This window comes from Vibrio sp. Y51_MX_L26 (genome assembly GCF_024181935.1).
GTDB classification, from domain to species: Bacteria; Pseudomonadota; Gammaproteobacteria; order Enterobacterales; family Vibrionaceae; genus Vibrio; species Vibrio diabolicus.
The window spans coordinates 1387912-1408236 of sequence record NZ_JAMZAS010000001.1; the positions used below are offsets into that span (position 1 = coordinate 1387912).

Sequence of the window (20325 nt, forward strand, 5' to 3'; positions counted from 1 at the left end):
TATCAATTATGTTGTCTTAATGAGCGTGAGAATGGGAAGAAGAGGAATCTGACAGAACGATTTGTTGCCAGCCATGCTGGCGGCGTTTTGCTAGATCGCTTAGTACCTCCGCATTTAACGATCGGCTAGAATCACTAAACCAAATATCAGCTTGAGAGCCACGGCTATCCAGAAGCATAGAGGCAGAACCTTGGGCATTTTTCTTCATGCCAATGTAGACTCCGTCATCGATTCGTTTCCACTGATGAGACCCTTTGCGCTTCCAATTTTGGTCTTTTACGAATGGAGCAATCCAAAGCGCCTCCATGTCAGAGACCTCAGGCCAAGTTCCAGTTTCTAGCTGCAAATCACGAATCTCTTCATGAGCAAGCTTAAGTTCAGCGATCAAACCCAACTCGTTTTGATGTAAGTCCGTGATTAAAACTTGATGAGCCTGTATGTCTGACTTTTCAGTCGCAACCTGATGATGGGGCATAAGTATGGCTGCAAAACCGAGAATCGCTGCGATAGTCAGTGCGACCCACTTTCCTTCTCGGTTACCATCATCGGGACGAACTTTCTGTACACTCATTTCTCTTTCAGCTCAACGATATCCACTTCCACCGGGCTTTCATGTCCGGCATCAAATACCAAATAGAAATCTGTTTCAGGGTGAGTAAATTCTGCGATGGAACGCTTATCTGTTTTTTCTTTGGCGATCAGATTGTCGTCGTAATCGTACATTTCGACATCGTAGTCGACCGCTGTCGATCCATCCGAGTAGCCCGCTTCACAAATCACTTTATCTTGCGCCAAGTGACAACTCATCAGAGGGAAGTGTGCAGCAGCGTGAAAAGAAGCAAATCCAGAAAAAAGCAAAGCAGCTTTTAGAAGAGAAGTGTTATTCATGATGATTCCAAAATGGCCCAGCGATTGCTGAGCCTAATTCGATTAGTTAAGTTGAGTTTCAAACGTAAGGTGAACATTGGCACTCGCTTTATCCGCCAATGGATTATCTTTTAATTCACCTTTGTAGTTCGCTTTCATTAAGTAGCGCCCTGCGACCTCTGGCGTGAAGATCACTTTGCCATCTTTATCACTCACCACATCGATTTGTTCTTGATGATTTCGGTACATGGTGCCTTCTCGTGTAATCTCCGCTGTGACGCCCTCTTGTGGCTCACCATTGAAGAAAAACTGGAAAGTGACTGGTTCACCTTCAATGATGTCCGATGGATGCGTGACCGGCTTCATCTCCAGCATTTTGCCTTCAATCTCCAACGCTTTGTCCGTTGGCATACCAACCGTAATGTAGCTTTCTGCTCGGGTGTAGCTTAGTTGAGTAACCACATCACGCGCCTGTTCTGGAAGAACATCATGACGCTCAGCTTTGTTTGCTCGCGCCCATTTCACCGTATCACGACGACCCGCTTTGTATTGGGTGTAGTAGCTCGGCTGATTATTGATCGCGACTTTGTGCGTGCCTTCTCCCGTAAAAAAGAAATCAAACATAGAACGACGTTTACCACGAACAACAAAGTTAGGACGCTCAGAACGGCCATCCGGCATCACCACGAACGCTTGGTCACTACCCGCAGGCTTATCAAAAACAAACGTCCCGTGAGAAGCAGTAACATCAAATGTCAGCCAGTCACCTCCTTCTTTTGAAACCGTAAAGTGAGAAGGCAGAACCCAACGTGGATGCGCTTGTGCGGTGGTTGTTGCAGCCAATCCCATTGCCATTACACTCGCCAATGCCACTGCTTTCATTTTGGTTTTCATTGTTGTGTCCTTTAATCACTTAACTTGATAATTGACGGTGATGACACCCGTCTCTTGAGTTGGTTTAAGCTCATAGCGCACTTCACTGTCCGCTAGCGTTATTTTTTGACGTAAGTAGTTTCGCCCACCATGTTCACGAACAACTTCGACGTACAACGTGTAATTTCCTTGCTCCAAACGCTTTCCTGCATCATTGGTTCCGTCCCAGACAAAACGGTACTGTCCAGCAGGGCGCGTTGCAGACGTCACCGCATCAACAAGTTCACGATCATAACGACCCGCTTTTCTCCACCAGCTGCGCAGGTCTTTTAGCCATTCGTCTTTTCCTACCCATAGCTGAATGGTTTTAACCGGTTTACGCTGGTCGTTTTCAACCCAAACCGCCACATAAGGGCGTGCGTACATTGAAGTGTCTATCTTTGGAAGTTCGAATTCGAAATCGATCTTCGCGTTATCTGGTAGAGGAGCCGCAGAAAGAGAGAAAGGAGCAAAAGCCGCGATCAAAGCGGCTTTACAAAAGTGATTACGGCGGAAAAATCTTCCTGTGTTCAACATAAGTGTTCTCTAAAAAAGCTGTTATGGAACAGCAACAAAATAAATCACGAGCGACAGTAACGTACCAAAGCTCATCCATTGCATTGACGTTCTAAGCGTCTTCTTCTTAGGCAGTAATAAGCACACACCTGTTAGAACAAAAAACACCATCAAAAGCGCAGTGACGTCGATAAACCACTTCCAAATCCCACCACTGTTGCGTCCTTTATGTAGATCGTTCAGCAGCGCAACAATACCGTAGTGCGTCGTTTCAACCTCTGCCGCACCGGTGGTCATATCAATAAAGACCGTAGCGTTATAACCTGGGCCTTTAAAATCCATAGACAGCTCTCCGAGTAACAACTCACCTTGCTCAACTTCGGTATACACATCTAGTGCGGAGGGAGTGCCGCGAAGCTCGGTTTCTTTAGTCAAGAAAGCCACCAGCCCTTCACGATTAGGTTGAAAGGTATCTGAATGTGAGAATAGAACTGAGTGTGGAACCGTAAGAGTATGTTGTTGAATGATAGGTTCACTGCGTTCAAATAATTCGGGGCGATTGAGGGTAATTCCAGTTATTGCAAAAAACAGCGTAACTAAGAGAAGAGCCATCGAAATATAGATATGTAGGCGGCGAGCCCAAGTTTGAACACCTTTGCTTTTAAGCAACATAGAAACAATCATCACCAATAAATGTGGGGCATAATTTAGGTGATAATCATTCGTATTGGCATTTAATTTACATTGTTTACCTTTTCAATTCAGCTTGGCTGGCGCATGTTGTAACTATTTGAGCCAATGTGAGTTACCGATTGCTTACCCTCTAGATAATAACCCTATCAATTTTAATGACTCTAAATTTAATGATATTTCCAATACTAAAAAGTGGGATAGACTCCACCAAAATGCGCCTTTATGTATATTTAATGAAAAACTTAAAAGCTATCGATAAGCTAGATTAAAAAGGTAAGCTAAGAAGTTAGTGTTGGGTTAGATAGAGAAGATTTTCTGATGCTAGCCAAACGTTATGGTGCAGTTCAGAAGGAAAAATATGAACAAGAATGTTGTAATAATACTCTTATCACTTTTCTCAAGTGCCACTTTAGCAAGTGAAAAATTTGAAGCCAGTTTGTTTAAAAACGTAAGCCAATCTATTGATAATTATGGTGCTAAGATAAAGCTGTGCGAATCTATGGCAGACCAGAATACACCTGACAAACAAACCCTAGAGTATTCAAAGAAGCATATAGAAGCATTAACTCCTGTTCTGCCGTTTTTAAGCGAGAAAGCTTTTGAGGCTTGTGTATTAAAAGAGAAGCAAGAGCTAGCATATTATCTATTAATAGCAAAAAATAACGCTTCAAGAACCTCAACATTAAAGCTTGTAGAATCGACTGAAAGCCTTACTTTTCATATCGAACCTACATCGAGAGAAAAGTTTGAAACACTGAGCAAGGTACATCAAGAATATATAGAGAAAAGCCCTTTTTTCTCCCGACCATTTGATGCATTAGCTTTTTATGAAAAGCTCATACAGTAAATAGCCTTTATGACTTTAGACAAAAAATACCCGAGACTGAGCTCGGGTATTTAATAAAAATGTTCGCTATGAGTTTTGCGTCGATTCTACTTTGCGTAGCTGAGATAGATACTTAACCCAACTTTTTGCCTGATTCGACGGTTTTATCTCATCCGCTCTTTTGGCATTAGCAAGTGCATCGTCAAACCGCTTAAGCTTGTAGTAAGCGCGAGTTTTGATAAGTGCGACATCCGCTTTACGACCGCTGACCTTATCGAGCGCGGCAAGGGCATCTTTATAGTGGCCTTCTTGCACCAATAATTGAGAGTAGTTCCAGTAATACTGTCGGTCTAACTGAGCAGCAACACGCCAACTATCGATAGACTCTTCCCACTCTTTTGCCATTTGCCAATACGTCGCTTGCTGAGCTTTCAGTTTACTATTCGAGTTTACATCCTCTAGCTCGTTCATCACCAACGCAGCTCTCTCAGGAATACCTCGTTTCGCGTACAATTGTGCCAGAAGCTTTAAGTCATCTTGGCTAAGTTGTAACCCTTTCAGTTTTGCCAAGGCCAAAGAGTCCAGAGCACGTTTGTTGTCATCAACACGCAGGTAAAGAGCAACAAGCTGACGCCACCATTCAATTCGCTCAGGTTCAATCGCGATCAAGCGTTTGATGGTCGAGATTGCCGGCTTCCACTTTTTCAGTTCTAGCTCAGCAGAAAGCTTTATCGACAATGCGCCAAGCTTGTCTGGCTGACCAAACTTCTCATAACGAGCCATTGCTGAAAGCACTTTCTGCCACTGACTCAGTTGATAATGAGATTGGGAAATACGCAGCCATAGCTCATGCGCTTTTTGACCTTTAGGAATGTTTTTGCTCAAGGCATAGTAATGAGGTAACGCCTTAGAAAAGCGTTGCTCGTTCAGCAGTATATCTGCCAACATTTTTCGGGTTTGCCATGCTTGCTCATCTTGTAGCAAACCACTATTGACTGCCAACTCAAGTTGCTTAATTGCTGCTTGAGTTTGTTCATTCTGCCAGTAAAAAATACCCAACATTCGAGCGACATAAGCTTGGTCATATCCACGAGAAAGCTCCATAGCTTCAAGAGATGAAATCGCTTCTTTTAGTTTCTCCTCTTGAGCCAAGTTGTGTGCTCGTTGAACTCTCGCGGCAGTGTATTGGCTTAACTCACTGGCAATGGTTGAAAGTGCACTCAGGCTTAATACCGTACCGATTAAGAATTTTTTCATCATTTGGCTAACTTGAACTCCACTTTAGCGGTTTGTCCATACTGCTCAATTGACACACCATCCTCAACTTTTGGCTGATACTTCCATTTTTTAAGCGCACGGATTGCTTCCCTCTCGAACATACGCTGTGGCTCAGCCTCGATCACTTCAATATCTTTTGGTCGTCCTGTTGCATCGATCGTGAAACGCATAATGACATAGCCTTCAACTCTACGTTTCAGCGCCTTACTAGGATAGCGAGGATCAACACGATACAACGGCAGTGCTTGTTGGTTGCCCATTGTTCCCTTCAAGTTTGGCGCACTGATCGCGATACCTTCAAGGGCAGTGTTCAAACCTAAAGCACTGACTGGCGTCATCTGGCTCATTGGCTCCATTTGGTTGTCAGCTTGAGACAGATCCATTGGCTCCGGCGCTTGGGGTGGTTCTGGTTGCTCCGGCACTGAACGTTGACGACGCTGCACGTCTGCTTCATTCTCTACCATCACCATATCAAAACGAACCGCTTCCGAAGCTTCTGGCGCACGCTGGTTGCCTTTATCAACCATCCACGCCATAAAGCTAAACAGGCTCACAGAAATTAACAATGATGCTGGTAGTGCAAGTAACAGCCTGCCCATTAAGGTTTCTCCGCCGCCAATGCGATGTTTTTCACGCCCGCCGCTTTTGCAGCGTCCATCACTTTCACGACAGTGCCATTGTAAGCATGCTCGTCAGCTTGGATAACTAACGAAGCATCAGGCTGATCAAGTAACAAGTGCTCAATAGAGGCCTCAACACGCTCAATATCAACCACTCGTTTGTCGATGTACACGTCATTTGCTGCCGTTACCGCGATAAAAATGCCCGCATCTTTTTGGCTTACCACATTAGAAGCCTGAGGGCGGTTCACTTCTACACCGGATTCACGTACAAACGAACTGGTCACAATGAAGAAGATCAACATGATGAAGACGATATCAAGCATCGACGTTAAATCGACTTGAGCTTCATCTTGTTGGTTAGGTCTGCGTCCGAGTCTCACTTTTGACTCCTTAAAGATTGTTCTAACTGGATAGCTTTTCGTTCACACACTTTGCTAAGGCGAGCATGAATAAACATGCCCGCCAGCGCTGCTACCATACCCGCCATGGTTGGCAGCGTAGCAAGTGAGATACCAGAAGCCATCAATTTCGGATTGCTGCTGCCTTGCGATGCCATTACGTCAAACACCGTAATCATGCCCGTCACCGTCCCTAACAACCCTAACATTGGGCAAACCGCCACAAGTAGTTTAATAGTCGATAGGTTTTGGCGCAGTTCGATTTGCGCTTTTGCAATCCATCCTTCACGGATTTGATGCGCGTACCAAGAGTGGTGCTCTGATCTTGCTTGCCACTGCTCACAAAGCTGTTTCTTTACCCCAGGGAAAACCGTTGTGAGATAAATAACTCGCTCCATAACCAACAGCCAACACACCGCCACGACGGCAGCCAGCCACCATAGGATTTGACCACCTTGCTGCATAAAGCTCATCAAGGTTGTGGCCCAATCCTCACTGATCAAACCCAATGTGTTGAGTAGGATCTGCTCCATTACGCTGCGTTCTCCGCTAAGGTGTTAGAGTGACTTTTGTTGCTCGGCATATCACGCTCAGCTTGTTCTGCAACTAAACCGATACCTTGCTTTTCTAAGATACTGCGAATATTTTCTGCTTGAGAGCTCAATACATTGTGCGCCAATAACAATGGCATGGCTGAAACAAGGCCAAGTACAGTAGTTACAAGCGCCATCGAAATACCACCCGCCATTACTTTCGGATCACCATTACCAAATTGAGTGATGACTTGGAAGGTTTCGATCATACCCGTTACCGTGCCCAGTAGACCAAGCATAGGGGCCAGCGCAGCAAGAAGCTTCAGCATCGACAACCCTTTTTCTAGGTGGGTTTGCTCATCAACAACGGCTTCCAAAAGACGTAGCTCTAACGCTTCTACGCTGCGATGCTTATCTTTCTGATACACCGCAAGCACACGACCCAAAGGGTTGTCTCCTGGCTGTGCTGGAGTTTTCAGTTGCTTCATGATTTTCTGGCGCGAAATCATCAGAGATGCACCACGAACGAGAGCAATCAATAGGCCGATAGCTAATAAACCAAGGATGATTTTACCGACAACGCCGCCTGCATTTAGGCGATCAGCCAAAGTCGGTGAGTTTGCGAGCTGCTCAAGAAGAATGCCGCGTGACGGGTCAATGACAAGCGCATCAATGTCACCAGAGGAAATAGTATTCGCTGTTGGACCGCTTTCAGGCTGACGAAGATAGTTTACCGCATCTCCGCGTTGACCATTCCACTTAACGTAGCCAGTGTCATCCAGCAGCGCCATAGAACCAAGACGAACACCATTAACCGTTTGTTCACGACCTTCGCCATTTAGCAGTGTGAAAGAGACGTTTGCCATCTCACCACTTGCTTTGATTTGTTCTTCCATGCTGCGCCACATCGCCTGAAGTTGGGTCAACGTTGGCAGTGATTTAGCTGCAACAATTGCATCGATATCTTTCTGATATGAGTTTGCATCAACACCCGTTACTGAGCTCTTGAGCTCTGACTCTAGCTCTTTTGCGTTCTGGCGAACGACGCCAAATAGCTCACCTAAGCTCCCGGTTTCTAGACGTAGCTTTTCTTCTAGCTGCGCCAGTTCCGCTTCGTTTTCACCGAAAGTAACACTTAATGAGTCCGCTTCTTCTTGAAGAGCCGCTCGCTCTGCGGCCAATTTATTCTTTATAGCCTGTAGCTCTTGCTCTGTTTTCTTAAAACCTGATTCGCGCGCGACATTGTGCGATTGCTGTTGACGATTTTCTTGCTGCGCCTTTTGTAACAACGCATCACTAGCAAAAGTTGTATGAGGCATTAATGCGGCTGTCGAGATTAATGCAACCGATAACCATTTTTTCATCATTTATTTGCCCTCCGCAGCGGTTAACGACACTGGCAGAGTTAACATACTCGGCGCGATCTGTTTATTCGCCATAGCGAACGCTTTATCTAGCTCTGATTTTTGCTCAGAACCCACTTGTTGCCATGCTTGTTGTTGCTGTGACCAGCTCCAGAATGTCTCACCAGATAAGCTACGTGCTACCAAAGACAAACGCCCTAAATAGAGAATGTCCGCCTCCACAGCTTCATTGTCACCCAGGTTAATCTTGCCTTGGTAAACGCCAAGCTTGGTGCCGTAATCCATTTCAATTTGGTACGCTTCTAAAATACGACGAAACTTCTCTGCATCCGCAACGTCTGCACGCGTCATCATGGAATCCAGCTTTGCAATTCGCTCCTCACGTTGCGCTTTGCGTATAGGCTTGTCGTTAGCGACGAGCACTTTTAAGCCCTCAAGCATGTGATACATCAAAGGCACGACACCTTGACGAGTTTGAGCAATCTGCTCAATTTGCTCGTTCAAGCTATCAACTTCTTGATTTTGGCTCTCAACAAGGCTTGCAAGATGATCGCGATAAATCTTCAAGTTACCGACTTCCTCTTGCAGCTGCTCAATTTCAGCTTCTAGAGTAAGTGATTTTTCTGCGCTTGCATCAATACGTTTTTGGCTTACCGCCGACGACTGGTTTGTTTTACTCTGCACAGCTTGTGCATCGTTTAAGTTCGCCGCGTGAGCGGGAATCAAAACCGATGATATCAACAGAGCGATACTTGATTTCATTAGATTCATACGAGTTATATTTCTGTGTTCCAAAAACGACCAAAGGGGAAGACTACCCTTCCCCTTTAATAATCAAATTGTTATCAGTACTTGAACTGGATTGTTGCCATGTAGTTGCGGTTTTCTCCAACCACAACCCCACTCGCACCTTTTTGCTCGCTATTCGTGCTACCGCCACCTGCGAAGTAGTCGGTATCGAATAAGTTCTCGACATTGAATCGAGCAATGATATCCAAGTTTTCATCGTACTTATGTTTGTATGACACGCCCATATCAACGCGAGCGTAGCCATCTTTCTTGAAGGTGTTCTTTGCATCACCGTAGCGATCACCTTCATAAATCAAACCGAGGTTTAGGTTCGTATTGTCCTGAACCTTGTAGCTAGACCATAGACTTGCCGAGAACTCTGGCACATCTACAGGGCGGTTACCCTCGAATTTTTTATCCGCTTTCGTCAACTCTGCATCCAAATACATTGCAGAAGCGGTTAGCGACAACTCTGGGGTCACAAAACCTTGAGCCATTAACTCAGCACCTTTGTGAACTTGCTCACCACCTTGCGTTTTCTTGTGTAGGAGATTACCGCCCGCGTCTTTGCCGCTTTCAACATCCAGCGAGATGTTCTCTAATGTGATATCAAACACTGCACCGGATACAAATAAGCGCTGATCAAACAGTTCCCACTTAGTTCCGATCTCGTAAGAAATACCACGCTCTGCGTCTAGCTTCTCGCCATCGTTCACGTAAGTTTTGCCACGACCACTGCTGACTTCACCTTGCGGCATAAAGCTTTCAGAGTACTGAACGTAAACCGAGCCATTTGTCGCTGGGTGGAAAATCACACCAAACTTAGGAGAAACTTGATTCTCTGTCAGGTCATCATCACGCTTTTCATCATAACGAACCCCTGCAAGTACTTGCCAAGACTCGTTAATGGTCATCATGTTTTGCGCGTAGATACCCCAAGTATCGTACTCAGTTGTTGGTGATTTCTTCGAACTACGATAGCCAGGCTTAGGCACCGTTTCTCCTGGCGCAATACTCGCCTCATTATGAAATGCCATAAAGCGATCATAACTGTAATCTAAGTAGTTAGCGCCCACTAACAACGTGTTTTCTGTACCGAACAAAGTAAAGTCCGTCGTCACATCTATATATGCAGTATCAAATACCCAATTATCGGAGCGATCATTCCCTTTGTGTCGAATCACACCGTCTTTGTCATAATTGTCAAACTTAGGGTAAGACTCCACATCAAAACGCTTAAAGTCTTGGCGGTTGTAACCCGCTTTTACGTTTACATTGTCAGTCACTTGAGCATTAATATCGATACCGTAGTTTTCTACTTCGTTGTCAATCTTTGACCACTGGGCATCCCAGATGTGCTTGTCACCGCGAACCGCTTTACCATCCACAATGTAAGCACCAGAATCCACGCTACCATCGTCTTTCGTGCGATCGTAATGCGCTGACACCATAAAGTTGTCGGTGATGTCGTACTCAACCACTAGGCCCGCAACCGTACGATCCGTTTCTGGCTCGGTACCATCGCCGTAGCTGCGCCAAGAGCCGTAGCTTTCTTTGGCAAAAATTGCGCGCGCGCGCAGTGTCTCTGCATCATTTAGCGCGCCACTCACATCAAGCACAGTACGTGAGTGATCATTCGAACCTAGATCTTGACTCAAACTAGCTTGTGTTTGAGTTGTTGGTTTTTTCGAAACCATGTTTACTAAGCCACCCGGCTCAGATTTACCGTATAGCAGGCCTGATGGACCTTTAAGCACTTCAACACGCTCTAAAAGCTCAATTGGCTGACGGTAGTGTGACCAGTGTTGACGGCCATCACGAAGAAAACCGTCTGAACTGCTAAGCTCAAAACCACGTAGAGAGAAACGTTCGCGGTTACGGCTTGTACCACCCGCGCTAACACTTGCATCGTTACGTAGCACTTCACCAAGTGTACTTGCACGCTGCTCATCAATTACCGTTTCATCGATAACCGCTACTTGTCCTGGCGTTTCCAGCTGCGTCATTTCCATGCGCATTGCTGTACTGTTTGTATCCGCCTTGTAGCCGAACTCTCGACCTTCTACAACTACATGTTCGTCTGTTTGAACGTCCGCCACTGCAGGTGTTGCTAACACCGCACCGATCACTAGCGCCAAATGGCTCTTAGTAAACATATCCTTTCACTCCGATTATTATTTTTCGGGTCACATGCTTGTTGAATGCGATTCCCTCTTAATTATTTCGCGGGTGAATATAAGTGATAAGTATTACCATTTGCATTAAATTTACATTCTTTGCATTTGCAAACTTTTGTAAAGTACTCTCTGATGACGAGCCACAATAACGTGATCAACATCACGGTTAATAAGACTTAACCATACTTACTGCTTGAACACCAAAGTAACACTCAGACCTCCTTGTTCACGATTTTTCGCCGTAACGGATCCACCCATAATGCGCATGGATTCTTTGACAATCGCGAGACCTAAGCCGTAGCCGCCAAGCTTCTTATCTCTTGATGCATCTAAGCGAGTAAATGGGTCAAAAATATCGACCAACTTGTTCTCTGGAATACCAGGCCCATCGTCGGATACAGACATGGAAATCAATTGCTGCCCATCTTTGACATGATTAGCCAGAGAAACTTCTATCTGAGATGCTTGCCCTGAATATTTGATGGCATTTCCAACAAGGTTATTCAAACAACGAATGATGAGCGTTTCTTCGCAAAAAGCTTTGGCGCATGTTGCTTCTGAACGGAATGACAATGTTTGTTCTGGTTTTAAATCGATTTTGCACCGCTCTACTTGCGGTGCGAGCAATACCTCTAAATCACGGCGCTTCGCACCTTTGTCGAAACGCGCATTTTCCAAGCGACTGAACTCCAAGATATCGCTTATCAAATGGTTTAGCTCTTTAGCTTCGTCTTCTAGCCTGGTCACCAAGCTTTGCTCGTTCTCCCCAACTCGCTTCCGTAAAAGGTGTAGAACTAAATTCTGTCTTGCTAACGGCGTTCGGAGCTCGTGGGAGACATCTCTTATAAGCAATCGCTGCTTTTCGGCAAGAGAATGAATTTGCTGTGTCATGTGGTCGAAGTCTTGCGCCAGCTCGTTAAACTCGCGCGTATTCGATTTTAACTCTTTCACCACACTGACATTAAAGTCTCCGTTAGATAGCTTTTTGCTTGCTTCTCTTAAGCGATCAAGCGGCTGTTGTAAGTTGCGTGCCATTAGCAATGAGAACAACGCCAAAATAACTACCGCAATCACCACTTTGAGAATAGAGAAATATAAAATGAAGTCATGTGCGGGATGCAGTCGATGTGGCAGTTGAATCACCAAGCTATTATCTCTAACCAAAGGGATATTGATAATCGGGCGATTTACCTTTCCCTCAAGTTGATCATCAATACTTCTTTTAAATTGAAGTTTGAACTCGAAGTGTGGATGCATTAAACGGTGAGTGACGGGTTGCTGGTGCTCATTCAGCACAAACAGATAAAAGTTTTGCGCGTTCGCCCAATCCGCAAGTTCGTCCATATCTCCGTGCTCAATCAGCACATTGGCTTGATGTGCAAGATCGAGCATTTCTTCTCGCACACTGTCCGGCACTTTTAGCATGGCTTTCACGAGAGCTTGCTCAGCCATTGCTTGTACGACCAAAATACTTATCACAATTGCAGTCATATAACTAAACAACTTAAACGCTAAGCTATCTTTACGTTTCGCGATAAAAAGTGGGCACGTGAGCTTCATTAATTGTTTACAGACTCTAGGTAGCTGTAACCTTTGCCACGGAAGGTTTTGATATGTTGCTTAGAGAGCCCTGCTTCTACTAGCTTGCGACGTATATTACTGATGTGCATATCAAGGTTGCGGTCAAAAGGGCTTAGCTCTTTCTTTAATACTTCGGTTTGGAGTTCCGCTTTTGAAATCACCACACCTTGGTTTTTGACTAAATAGCTCAGTAATTCGGCTTCCGTGCTTGTGAGTGGTAAGCTATTGAGCTGAGCACTGATCGTTTGAACGGTACTGCACATCGCCTGACGTTGGCGCTCTAAACCAACACGACGAAGAATCGCTTTGATGCGCATCAGAAGCTCAGCAACATTAAAAGGCTTTCCTATGTACTGATCGGCTCCCGCTTGGTAGCCATCAAGCATCGAGTTTTCATCATTAAGAGCAGTAAGCATTAGAATAGGTGTCGCGAAGCGTTGACAGATTCTACGGGCAACTTGCATGCCGTTAAGGTTTGGTAACATGACATCAAGCAGTACAAGATCTACCGGCGTTTTTTCCATATATTGCAAAGCACTTTCACCGCAATGTACAGAAGAGGCAATATAGCCCTCCTCTTGCAAAACTGCTTCTAATAGCTCACACAAAGGAACGTCATCATCCACTATCAAAACTCGAGACATTACCACTCACCATTCAAATAAAAATGGTTCGCATTCTATTACTCATTTACAAATTAAACAACTACACACCCTAGGGCTTTAGTACAAATAGCTCTATAGCAGTAGACCGGAGTGCTAAGCTAACTATCACCTGATAATGAGGGTAGATCAGGGCTTTAGCTTCGTCTCCTTAGCGACATTTTCGACGATGTGTTTTAAGTGGGCGCTAATCGTTTTTAATGTGACAAGCTCCTCTTCAGTGAAGGGATGCATCAGAACTGAATTTGCTCCGTTTTTTCCAATAACCGTAGGTAGGCTGAGAACAACATCATGCAAACCATATTGCCCCGACATCATCGTACCGACGGGCAACACCGATCGTTCGTTAATCGTCACGGCTTGAATGATTCGAAAGACACTGGCGGCAATGCCATGAACGGTGTTCTGCTTACGCCGAAAGATTTCGTATCCCGCCTGTTTCACCGCCTCAAGAAGTGCGTGCGGATCAATTCTCTCAATGTTATGGGTATCGCAGTAATAGTCGGCCGGTTGCCCAGCGATAGAAATTAAGCTCTTAGGAGTAAAGCAATGGCTACCATGCTCTCCTAATACATAACCAAACACGTTCTTCGGGTCTAGGTCTACACGGCCAGCAACAATACTCATTAAACGAGCGGTATCAACTACACAGCCACTGCTAATAACTTTACTCGGCTCAAAACCGGTGTTGGTGACAATAAAGTGCGCCACGATATCGCATGGGTTTGACACAACAATCAACACCGCATTTGGCGCTACACGTTCTATTTGACGCGCAATATCAACTCCAATTTGAGCATTAACCTCAGCAATATCCAAACGAGTTTGTCCTTGTTTAATCTGCGTACCAGCGGTGATAACAACAAGAGAGGCTTCGAGTAAATCTAAGTAATCATCCGACGGCATAATGCGTGTGTTTTTTGAAAAAGTCAGTGCCATCGTGTGACGAAAATCAAACACTTCACCCTCGGCACGTTCTAAATTTTTATCAAGTAGAACAAGCTCGCTAAAACCACCCAGAGTGAGTAAGTAATTACATACTCCCACACCAACAGCACCTGCACCAATAACACCGATCTTCATATTTCTCTCTCCCGATAACCATGATGCATTCGCAACTACCTTGCTCTTTAAAAATGAGCGGCAGGAGAATAAAAGTCCAACTTTGGTTCATGATTCGACAGGAGTGCTTCCAACGACCTACCTTGACGAATGGGCGATTTGGCTTTTATTAAGACGTTCTGACAACATGCACCTTGAGGTATATCTTCAAAGCAAAAAACGAGTACAATCTGCTCAACACAAAGCAGAAGATGAAGAACATGGAAACATTAGTAATTGGTCATCGTGGTGTTGCTGGCTCATACCCAGAAAATACAAAAGTGAGCGTTCAGGCCGCCATTGACCTCGGATTAAATTGGGTTGAAGTTGATGTACAACCGACCAAAGATAATGTTTTAGTGGTTTGCCATGATCACACCATAAATCGATGCAGTAATGGACAAGGGCGTGTCGATGAACTGACTCTGGAAGAGTTAAAGGCGTTGGATTTTGGTAGCTGGTTCAGCGCAGATTTTTCAGGTGAGAAAATCATGACATTAGATGAGCTGCTCACTTTAGCTACTGAGCACAAGCTTAACTTGAATATTGAAGTTAAGGTAGATCGCCACCCAGCAGAAGAAGTGGCACAAGCTCTCGCCAACGTACTAGCAAAAAGTCCCATGCCGCAAGAGAAGGTACTACTCTCCAGTTTTAGTCATGATGTCATTAGAGCGCTGCATAAATACTGCAATGAGTATCGATTAGGTGTATTGAGTGAATTCTTAACGAGAAAAGATAAACGCCTTTTGGAAGAAGTTAACGCCTATAGCTGCAACCTAAACATTAACTGGGTTCGCTCGCGCCAAATAAACAAACTCCAGCAGGCGGGTTACAAAGTGATGTGTTATACAGTGAACAATCCAAACAAACTGAAGTACCTACCTCAGTTAGACGGTATATTCAGTGATCATCCACAACGCTTTATGCCATAGCACATACCACCTTGAGCTTCAGAGGCACCATTTCGTTACCACTCAATCTGAATTGGTGTCCCCATCTCTACAAGCTGGATAAATTCATCCATCTCTTCATTGGTAATCGCAATACACCCATTGGTCCAATCAAAGCTTTGGATATAAATCGGCAACTGACTCTCACCGTTTTTTAAACCATGAATTTTGATGTTCCCTCCTGGGGACACACCTCGGCGCTTCGCTTCCAACGTATCAATCGCATCAGGGTAGCTAATATGCACAGAACGATAAAAAGCCGAGTCTTCTATGACGTAATCTAAGGTGTATTCGCCCTCAGGTGTACGATTGTCTCCCTCTTCTTGTTTATGCCCTTTAGGGTTCGCTCCTAAAGCAATGCGGTATTCTTTTAGTATTGTGCCTTGTTCCATTAAATACATTCGACGCTTTGACTTGTCGACTTTAACAAAATCTACAGCTGCATGGACGCCAGAAGCCAACACACAACACAAGAACATAGAGCACCATTTCACTGACATTGCCGGAACGCCTAACCTAACTAAAGTGAACAAGAAAAGAGCGATTATGCTAGTCAGTTAGCGCCCGTAAAGCAAACAGTATCTAGGGTAGACCCTGTATTACCCCAGGAGCTAATGGAATGAACGCACAAGTGCAGAATCGTAAGATAATACTCATTGAAAGGCGTGATCGTTATCGTTGTTTGATATGGCAAAAGTTAAAGAGAAGATTTCTCTATTCATTCCGCCTAAGTTGCATTACTTTATAAGTATATTTATTTATAAAATCCGCACTTTTTGAGAGGGAACCATGATTAATATTGCTTTTTTTAGTGCAAAATCCTACGACGAGGCCTCTTTTAATAAAATTAAAAATAACCGAGATTTTCAATTCCACTATCACGACTTCCGGCTAACCGAAAAAACCGCCAAAATGGCACATGGTTGCGATGTCGTGTGTGCTTTCGTCAATGATGACCTTTCAGCTCCCGTTCTTAAACAGCTTTCTCTGGGCGGAACTAAGCTTATTGCCATGCGCTGCGCGGGTTTTGATAAAGTGGATCAACAAGCCGCTAAAGAACTTGGCTTACAAGTGGTTCGAGTTCCTGCTTACTCACCAGAAGCGGTGGCTGAACACACAGTCGGTTTGATGATGTGCCTAAATCGTCGCCTCCACAAAGCCTACCAACGCACACGTGACGCCAACTTCTCGCTAGAGGGCCTAGTTGGCTTTAACTTTTACGGAAAAACCGTTGGTGTCATTGGTACAGGTAAGATTGGTATCGCGACGATGCGTATCTTCAAAGGGCTTGGCATGGAGCTGCTTTGCTATGACCCTTACGAAAATCCATTAGCACTAGAAATGGGAGCGCGTTACTGTTCGCTTGAAGAAATCTACGCTAATGCGGATATTATCTCTCTCCATTGTCCAATGAGTGAAGAAAACTATCACCTATTGAACGAAAAAGCCTTCGCGCAAATGAAAGATGGTGTGATGATCATTAACACTAGTCGAGGCGAGTTGCTGGATTCACTAGCGGCGATAGAAGCCTTGAAACAAGGTAAGATTGGAGCGCTTGGTCTAGACGTGTATGACAATGAAAAAGACTTGTTCTTCCAAGATAAATCTAACGATGTCATCGTAGACGATGTTTTCCGTCGCTTATCGGCTTGTCATAACGTGCTGTTTACTGGCCACCAAGCATTCTTGACTCACGAAGCACTTAATAATATTGCCTCAGTTACGCTCGATAACGTCGAAGCCTTTTTCTCTGGTAACGTATCGGGCAATGAACTGATTAACTAAAGCCAGACTATCGAGAAGTATAGTAGAGCGTGTGATCTCAGCTATGCTATACTTCTCGACTATTTAAAATTTGAGCCAAATTACCATGAGCATAAAAACTGATATTCAAAAGCTGCACAACCGTTTAGATACATGCCAACGTAAACTTGATGCGGCACGTTCTCGTGGTGATCACGAAATGATTACAAAGTTCACGGATGAAGTAGAACAGCTAACCAAAAAGCTTAACCAGTTAAAGCATAAGCAAAACTATGAGCTGAACAAAGAACGTAAAAGCTTACTTGATATGCCATTCTCTCGTGAAATCACCAAAGCAGAACAAGCGGACATCGGCAAACTGAAAAAACGCGTACGCGGCTTAGTAATCGTTCACCCACTAACAAAAGTTGGTAAAGAGCTTCGCCTCGATGTCATGACAGGCTTTGCGCCAAAAGAGTTTTAAACTCATATTAATACTCGTTGAGCCTAAGCATTTGCTTGGGCTTTTTATTTTGTACTGCTTCATTAAATGTCATCGAAATATCAACCCATAAGCTCCTAAAAAGGCCAGCGACAAAAGCCACGGACCTATTTTCAACCAATACCGTCTGCATTACATCTCAACGCTACGACAGTTGCTGCAACTTGTGCTCCACAACGGGGTCATTCGGAACTAACTGCTGAGCCACTTCCAAAAGTTGTACTGCATCTTGCGGATTGTCATGCTCATGCTTCATCGCAATATCAACAAGTGGCTGAATATCGATTTGCGCTTGATGCTCCTTCACATGTTCTTTCTTTTCTTCAATTAGCACATTATGAGCGGTACTCAGTAGGCTCAAACGATGTTGTGAACTCGCATTCGCCTTGTTAAGACACTGATAGTAATCTTCTTTTAATCGCAGCGTTTTAGTCTGATGACGAAACTGCGCTATATCTATCTTCTGATAACGTATAAAGTCTACAGCCACTTGCTTATAAAAACCGAATTTATTCAAATACGTCGCGTGTGTACCATGTCCCATACCGAAGACTCTCAAGTGAGTGAGCTCTGGGTAGCGTTTGGCGTGAAGACGATCGATTTCATTGGTTGGATCATAAATGATGTAACCTTTTGCATCTCCAAGGTCGAGGTCGTGGTACTTTCCTTCCCAATCAAATTGTTGGGCAAGTTCAGTACTTGGCCTGTCATCCCATGGCACTAGCACTTTGTTTTTTGTACTGACCGGGTGAAACATCAATACTTGATCCAACTTTAATAGATTGGAAAAAGCGCCAATAGCAAAACCACCGCGGCTAAGGCCATAACCTAAACGGCATTCAAAAGGCTCAAGTAATGTCGATAACTGCTCTAGAAAGAAAATCAAATTACGGCTGCGAAACCAGTTACTTTTCCCAAGGTGCTGAAAAGAAATAATATTTACTTTTTGTTTCTGGGCTAATCGATAGCCCCAAGGCGCAAAGTCTGAGTGTAAGTCCTGTACTTGTAGATTCGTACCAGCAGGGGAAAAGGTGAACAACAGCGGTTTATTTCGGTCGACAAACTCATACTTAACAAACACATCATCAAGTAAGTCCTCCCCGGACATCGGTAGCCTGGTTTGCTGTTCTTCACGAGAAAGAGCCAGCCATTCATCCAACCAGTACAGTAACTTCATTAATCCTCCATCTAAATTGCGCCTAGCAATTGTGTTAAAAATCTAGTTTTTAGTGTGTGATCATCTCCCCCTGGTTACAGGGGACTCTGATATCAGTCCTCTTTTAAAACAAAGCGTGAATTTGCTTATTAAATTGGTCAATATCTATGGTTTGATGACGAACAAACTCCTTCGCCACCAGATTAAAAAATTCTAATTTATCTAATTGTGTGGATTGAGTGCCGTGCCCCATACCGACGACTTTTAAATGAGTTAGCTCTGGGTAACGTTCAGCATGAAGACGATCAATACGATTGGATGGGTCATAAATAATATAACCTTTGGCATTGCCCAAATCTCGATCATGGTAGCCGCTTTCCCAAGCAAACTGCTGAGCAAGCTCAGTGCTGGGCCGATCATCCCAAGGCACTAAAGCTTTATTTTTTGTGCTCACAGGATAAAACAACAAAAGATGTTCTAATTTCAGCAAGTTAGCGAACGCGCCAATTGCAAAGCCACCTCGACTTTGCCCATAACCCAAACGACATTGGAAGGGATGAAGCAACTCAGACAGCTGCTCCAGAAAGAAAATCAAATTCCGACTACGGAACCAATTACTTTGTCCTAAATGTTGAAAGGCAATAATGTTTACTTTTTGTTGTATTCCGAGCTCGTAGCCCCAAGGAGAAAAATTCGGAGTTAAATCTTGTACCTGCACATCAGTGCCGGAAGGAGAAAATGTGAACAACAATGGCTTGTTAAGATCGACGAGTTCATACTTCACAAATACATCATCAAGTAAATCGTAGCCAGAGATAGGTAAAGCAGCATTTTGCTCTTTTTGAGTAAGCGCTTGCCATTCATCTAACCAGTAAAGTAGCTTCATTTTTTCTCCAAGTACATCAGCAGTATTTAGACTGAAACTCTATCAAAATGCTTTTAAGCATCCCACGTTGAGACTTAACAAAGCTCTACTTAAAGCCCAAATGACCTATGGAAATGTCTTCGATTGAAGATATTACTGCGTAAACTACACCCAAAGTGAGTACGCTAAAGAACTTAGAGAAAGGGCCGGAGAAAAGCCAATTAGAAGTTTTCGATAACAGCTGTTAAAAAACAGCAGATACAAAAAAACCGCTGTAAGAACAGCGGTTTTTTAAAGGTGGCGGAGAGATAGGGATTTGAACCCTAGATACGCTATTAACGTATGCCGGTTTTCAAGACCGGTGCTTTCAACCACTCAGCCATCTCTCCACAAATTGTCACTAAAACTTAGTCTTATACTATCGATGCTAATTTTTAGTTTTGCCTTCAGTTATCTTAATTAAAAAGAAAACTTGAAAGCGATGTTTAAAGCCTGGCGATGTCCTACTCTCACATGGGGAAGCCCCACACTACCATCGGCGCTATTTCGTTTCACTTCTGAGTTCGGCATGGAAGTCAGGTGGGTCCAAAACGCTATGGTCGCCAAGCAAATTCTTTAATTCGGAAAGCTGTTTTCGTTCTTACACATTCAATGTTCTTTCATTGAGCCCATCAAAACCCCTTGGGTGTTGTATGGTTAAGCCTCACGGGCAATTAGTACAGGTTAGCTCAACGCCTCACAACGCTTACACACCCTGCCTATCAACGTCGTAGTCTACGACAACCCTTT

22 protein-coding genes, 1 tRNA gene and 2 rRNA genes are annotated in these 20325 nt (G+C 44.2%); 4 read left to right on the top strand and 21 right to left on the bottom strand.

Annotation, left to right across the window (positions count from 1 at the left end; all coding sequences use genetic code 11):
• Positions 1-16 precede the first annotated feature (16 nt).
• The 5 genes from NL645_RS06070 to NL645_RS06090 are packed head-to-tail and all read right to left on the bottom strand — an operon-like array spanning position 17 to position 2967.
• A complete protein-coding gene (locus tag NL645_RS06070; protein WP_047007956.1) occupies positions 17-571 on the bottom strand; it encodes a DUF6162 family protein in 555 nt (184 codons plus the stop codon).
• On the bottom strand, positions 568-888 hold the full coding sequence (locus tag NL645_RS06075; RefSeq protein WP_046873904.1) for a hypothetical protein: 321 nt from the start codon (positions 886-888) through the stop codon (positions 568-570). The genes NL645_RS06070 and NL645_RS06075 overlap by 4 nt, the downstream gene beginning before the upstream one ends.
• Before the next feature lie 42 nt (positions 889-930).
• Entirely contained in the window at positions 931-1761 is an 831-nt protein-coding gene (locus NL645_RS06080) for a DUF4198 domain-containing protein (protein WP_253651406.1), read from the bottom strand.
• Positions 1762-1776: 15 nt separating this feature from the next.
• Entirely contained in the window at positions 1777-2316 is a 540-nt protein-coding gene (locus NL645_RS06085; protein WP_006741224.1) for a DUF2271 domain-containing protein, read from the bottom strand.
• Between the two features lie 21 nt (positions 2317-2337).
• Positions 2338-2967: a PepSY-associated TM helix domain-containing protein gene (locus NL645_RS06090; protein ID WP_046873933.1), complete on the bottom strand. Its 630-nt coding sequence runs from the start codon at positions 2965-2967 to the stop codon at positions 2338-2340.
• Positions 2968-3346: 379 nt separating this feature from the next.
• Between NL645_RS06090 and NL645_RS06095 the strand changes: the two genes are divergently transcribed.
• Positions 3347-3835: a hypothetical protein gene (locus NL645_RS06095; RefSeq protein ID WP_065645578.1), complete on the top strand. Its 489-nt coding sequence runs from the start codon at positions 3347-3349 to the stop codon at positions 3833-3835.
• 66 nt (positions 3836-3901) lie between these two features.
• On the opposite strand, the gene NL645_RS06100 is transcribed toward NL645_RS06095, so the two are convergent.
• From NL645_RS06100 to NL645_RS06145, 10 genes are all read right to left on the bottom strand, one after another.
• Positions 3902-5074: a hypothetical protein gene (locus tag NL645_RS06100; protein ID WP_046873906.1), complete on the bottom strand. Its 1173-nt coding sequence runs from the start codon at positions 5072-5074 to the stop codon at positions 3902-3904.
• Positions 5071-5691, bottom strand: a complete 621-nt coding sequence (locus tag NL645_RS06105; RefSeq protein ID WP_253651407.1) for an energy transducer TonB — start codon at positions 5689-5691, stop codon at positions 5071-5073. Before NL645_RS06105 ends, NL645_RS06100 begins: the two co-directional genes overlap by 4 nt.
• A complete protein-coding gene (locus NL645_RS06110) occupies positions 5691-6095 on the bottom strand; it encodes a biopolymer transporter ExbD (protein WP_005374257.1) in 405 nt (134 codons plus the stop codon). Before NL645_RS06110 ends, NL645_RS06105 begins: the two co-directional genes overlap by 1 nt.
• Entirely contained in the window at positions 6092-6646 is a 555-nt protein-coding gene (locus NL645_RS06115; protein ID WP_006741219.1) for a MotA/TolQ/ExbB proton channel family protein, read from the bottom strand. The genes NL645_RS06110 and NL645_RS06115 overlap by 4 nt, the downstream gene beginning before the upstream one ends.
• A complete protein-coding gene (locus tag NL645_RS06120) occupies positions 6646-8013 on the bottom strand; it encodes a MotA/TolQ/ExbB proton channel family protein (RefSeq protein ID WP_048624654.1) in 1368 nt (455 codons plus the stop codon). The genes NL645_RS06115 and NL645_RS06120 overlap by 1 nt, the downstream gene beginning before the upstream one ends.
• The gene (locus tag NL645_RS06125; protein ID WP_053807981.1) at positions 8014-8781 is read right to left on the bottom strand and encodes a DUF3450 domain-containing protein; all 768 of its coding nucleotides are present in this window, start codon (positions 8779-8781) and stop codon (positions 8014-8016) included. It lies immediately after the preceding gene.
• A gap of 74 nt (positions 8782-8855) precedes the next feature.
• Positions 8856-10955, bottom strand: coding sequence for a TonB-dependent siderophore receptor (locus NL645_RS06130; RefSeq protein ID WP_253651408.1), 2100 nt, complete (start codon positions 10953-10955; stop codon positions 8856-8858).
• Between the two features lie 207 nt (positions 10956-11162).
• Complete coding sequence (locus NL645_RS06135; RefSeq protein ID WP_253651409.1) at positions 11163-12536, bottom strand: sensor histidine kinase; 1374 nt, start codon at positions 12534-12536, stop codon at positions 11163-11165.
• On the bottom strand, positions 12536-13201 hold the full coding sequence (locus NL645_RS06140) for a response regulator transcription factor (protein WP_253651410.1): 666 nt from the start codon (positions 13199-13201) through the stop codon (positions 12536-12538). Before NL645_RS06140 ends, NL645_RS06135 begins: the two co-directional genes overlap by 1 nt.
• A 147-nt stretch (positions 13202-13348) precedes the next feature.
• A complete protein-coding gene (locus NL645_RS06145; RefSeq protein WP_005393528.1) occupies positions 13349-14302 on the bottom strand; it encodes a lactate dehydrogenase in 954 nt (317 codons plus the stop codon).
• A gap of 239 nt (positions 14303-14541) precedes the next feature.
• On the opposite strand from NL645_RS06145, the gene NL645_RS06150 reads away from it, so the two are divergent.
• Positions 14542-15252 (top strand): glycerophosphodiester phosphodiesterase family protein, encoded by a 711-nt coding sequence (locus NL645_RS06150; RefSeq protein WP_048625142.1) that lies wholly within the window; start codon positions 14542-14544, stop codon positions 15250-15252.
• Between the two features lie 35 nt (positions 15253-15287).
• On the opposite strand, the gene NL645_RS06155 is transcribed toward NL645_RS06150, so the two are convergent.
• Positions 15288-15770: a murein L,D-transpeptidase family protein gene (locus tag NL645_RS06155; protein ID WP_048624649.1), complete on the bottom strand. Its 483-nt coding sequence runs from the start codon at positions 15768-15770 to the stop codon at positions 15288-15290.
• A gap of 289 nt (positions 15771-16059) precedes the next feature.
• Between NL645_RS06155 and NL645_RS06160 the strand changes: the two genes are divergently transcribed.
• Positions 16060-17055, top strand: a complete 996-nt coding sequence (locus NL645_RS06160) for a 2-hydroxyacid dehydrogenase (RefSeq protein WP_264302544.1) — start codon at positions 16060-16062, stop codon at positions 17053-17055.
• An 85-nt stretch (positions 17056-17140) separates the two neighbouring features.
• Positions 17141-17497 carry a YibL family ribosome-associated protein gene (locus NL645_RS06165; RefSeq protein WP_005374274.1) on the top strand — a complete coding sequence of 119 codons (357 nt, stop codon included), beginning with the start codon at positions 17141-17143 and terminating at the stop codon, positions 17495-17497.
• A gap of 163 nt (positions 17498-17660) precedes the next feature.
• Here the strand turns inward: NL645_RS06165 and NL645_RS06170 are convergent, their stop codons facing one another.
• From NL645_RS06170 to NL645_RS06190, 5 genes are all read right to left on the bottom strand, one after another.
• The gene (locus NL645_RS06170) at positions 17661-18692 is read right to left on the bottom strand and encodes a cytosolic protein (RefSeq protein ID WP_074189713.1); all 1032 of its coding nucleotides are present in this window, start codon (positions 18690-18692) and stop codon (positions 17661-17663) included.
• A gap of 103 nt (positions 18693-18795) precedes the next feature.
• Positions 18796-19557 carry a cytosolic protein gene (locus NL645_RS06175; protein WP_253651411.1) on the bottom strand — a complete coding sequence of 254 codons (762 nt, stop codon included), beginning with the start codon at positions 19555-19557 and terminating at the stop codon, positions 18796-18798.
• A gap of 277 nt (positions 19558-19834) precedes the next feature.
• Positions 19835-19925: transfer RNA gene (locus tag NL645_RS06180), tRNA-Ser, on the bottom strand.
• A 101-nt stretch (positions 19926-20026) separates the two neighbouring features.
• A 5S ribosomal RNA gene (gene rrf, locus NL645_RS06185) occupies positions 20027-20143 on the bottom strand.
• An 85-nt stretch (positions 20144-20228) separates the two neighbouring features.
• Positions 20229-20325, bottom strand: a 23S ribosomal RNA gene (locus NL645_RS06190); the annotation flags it as partial.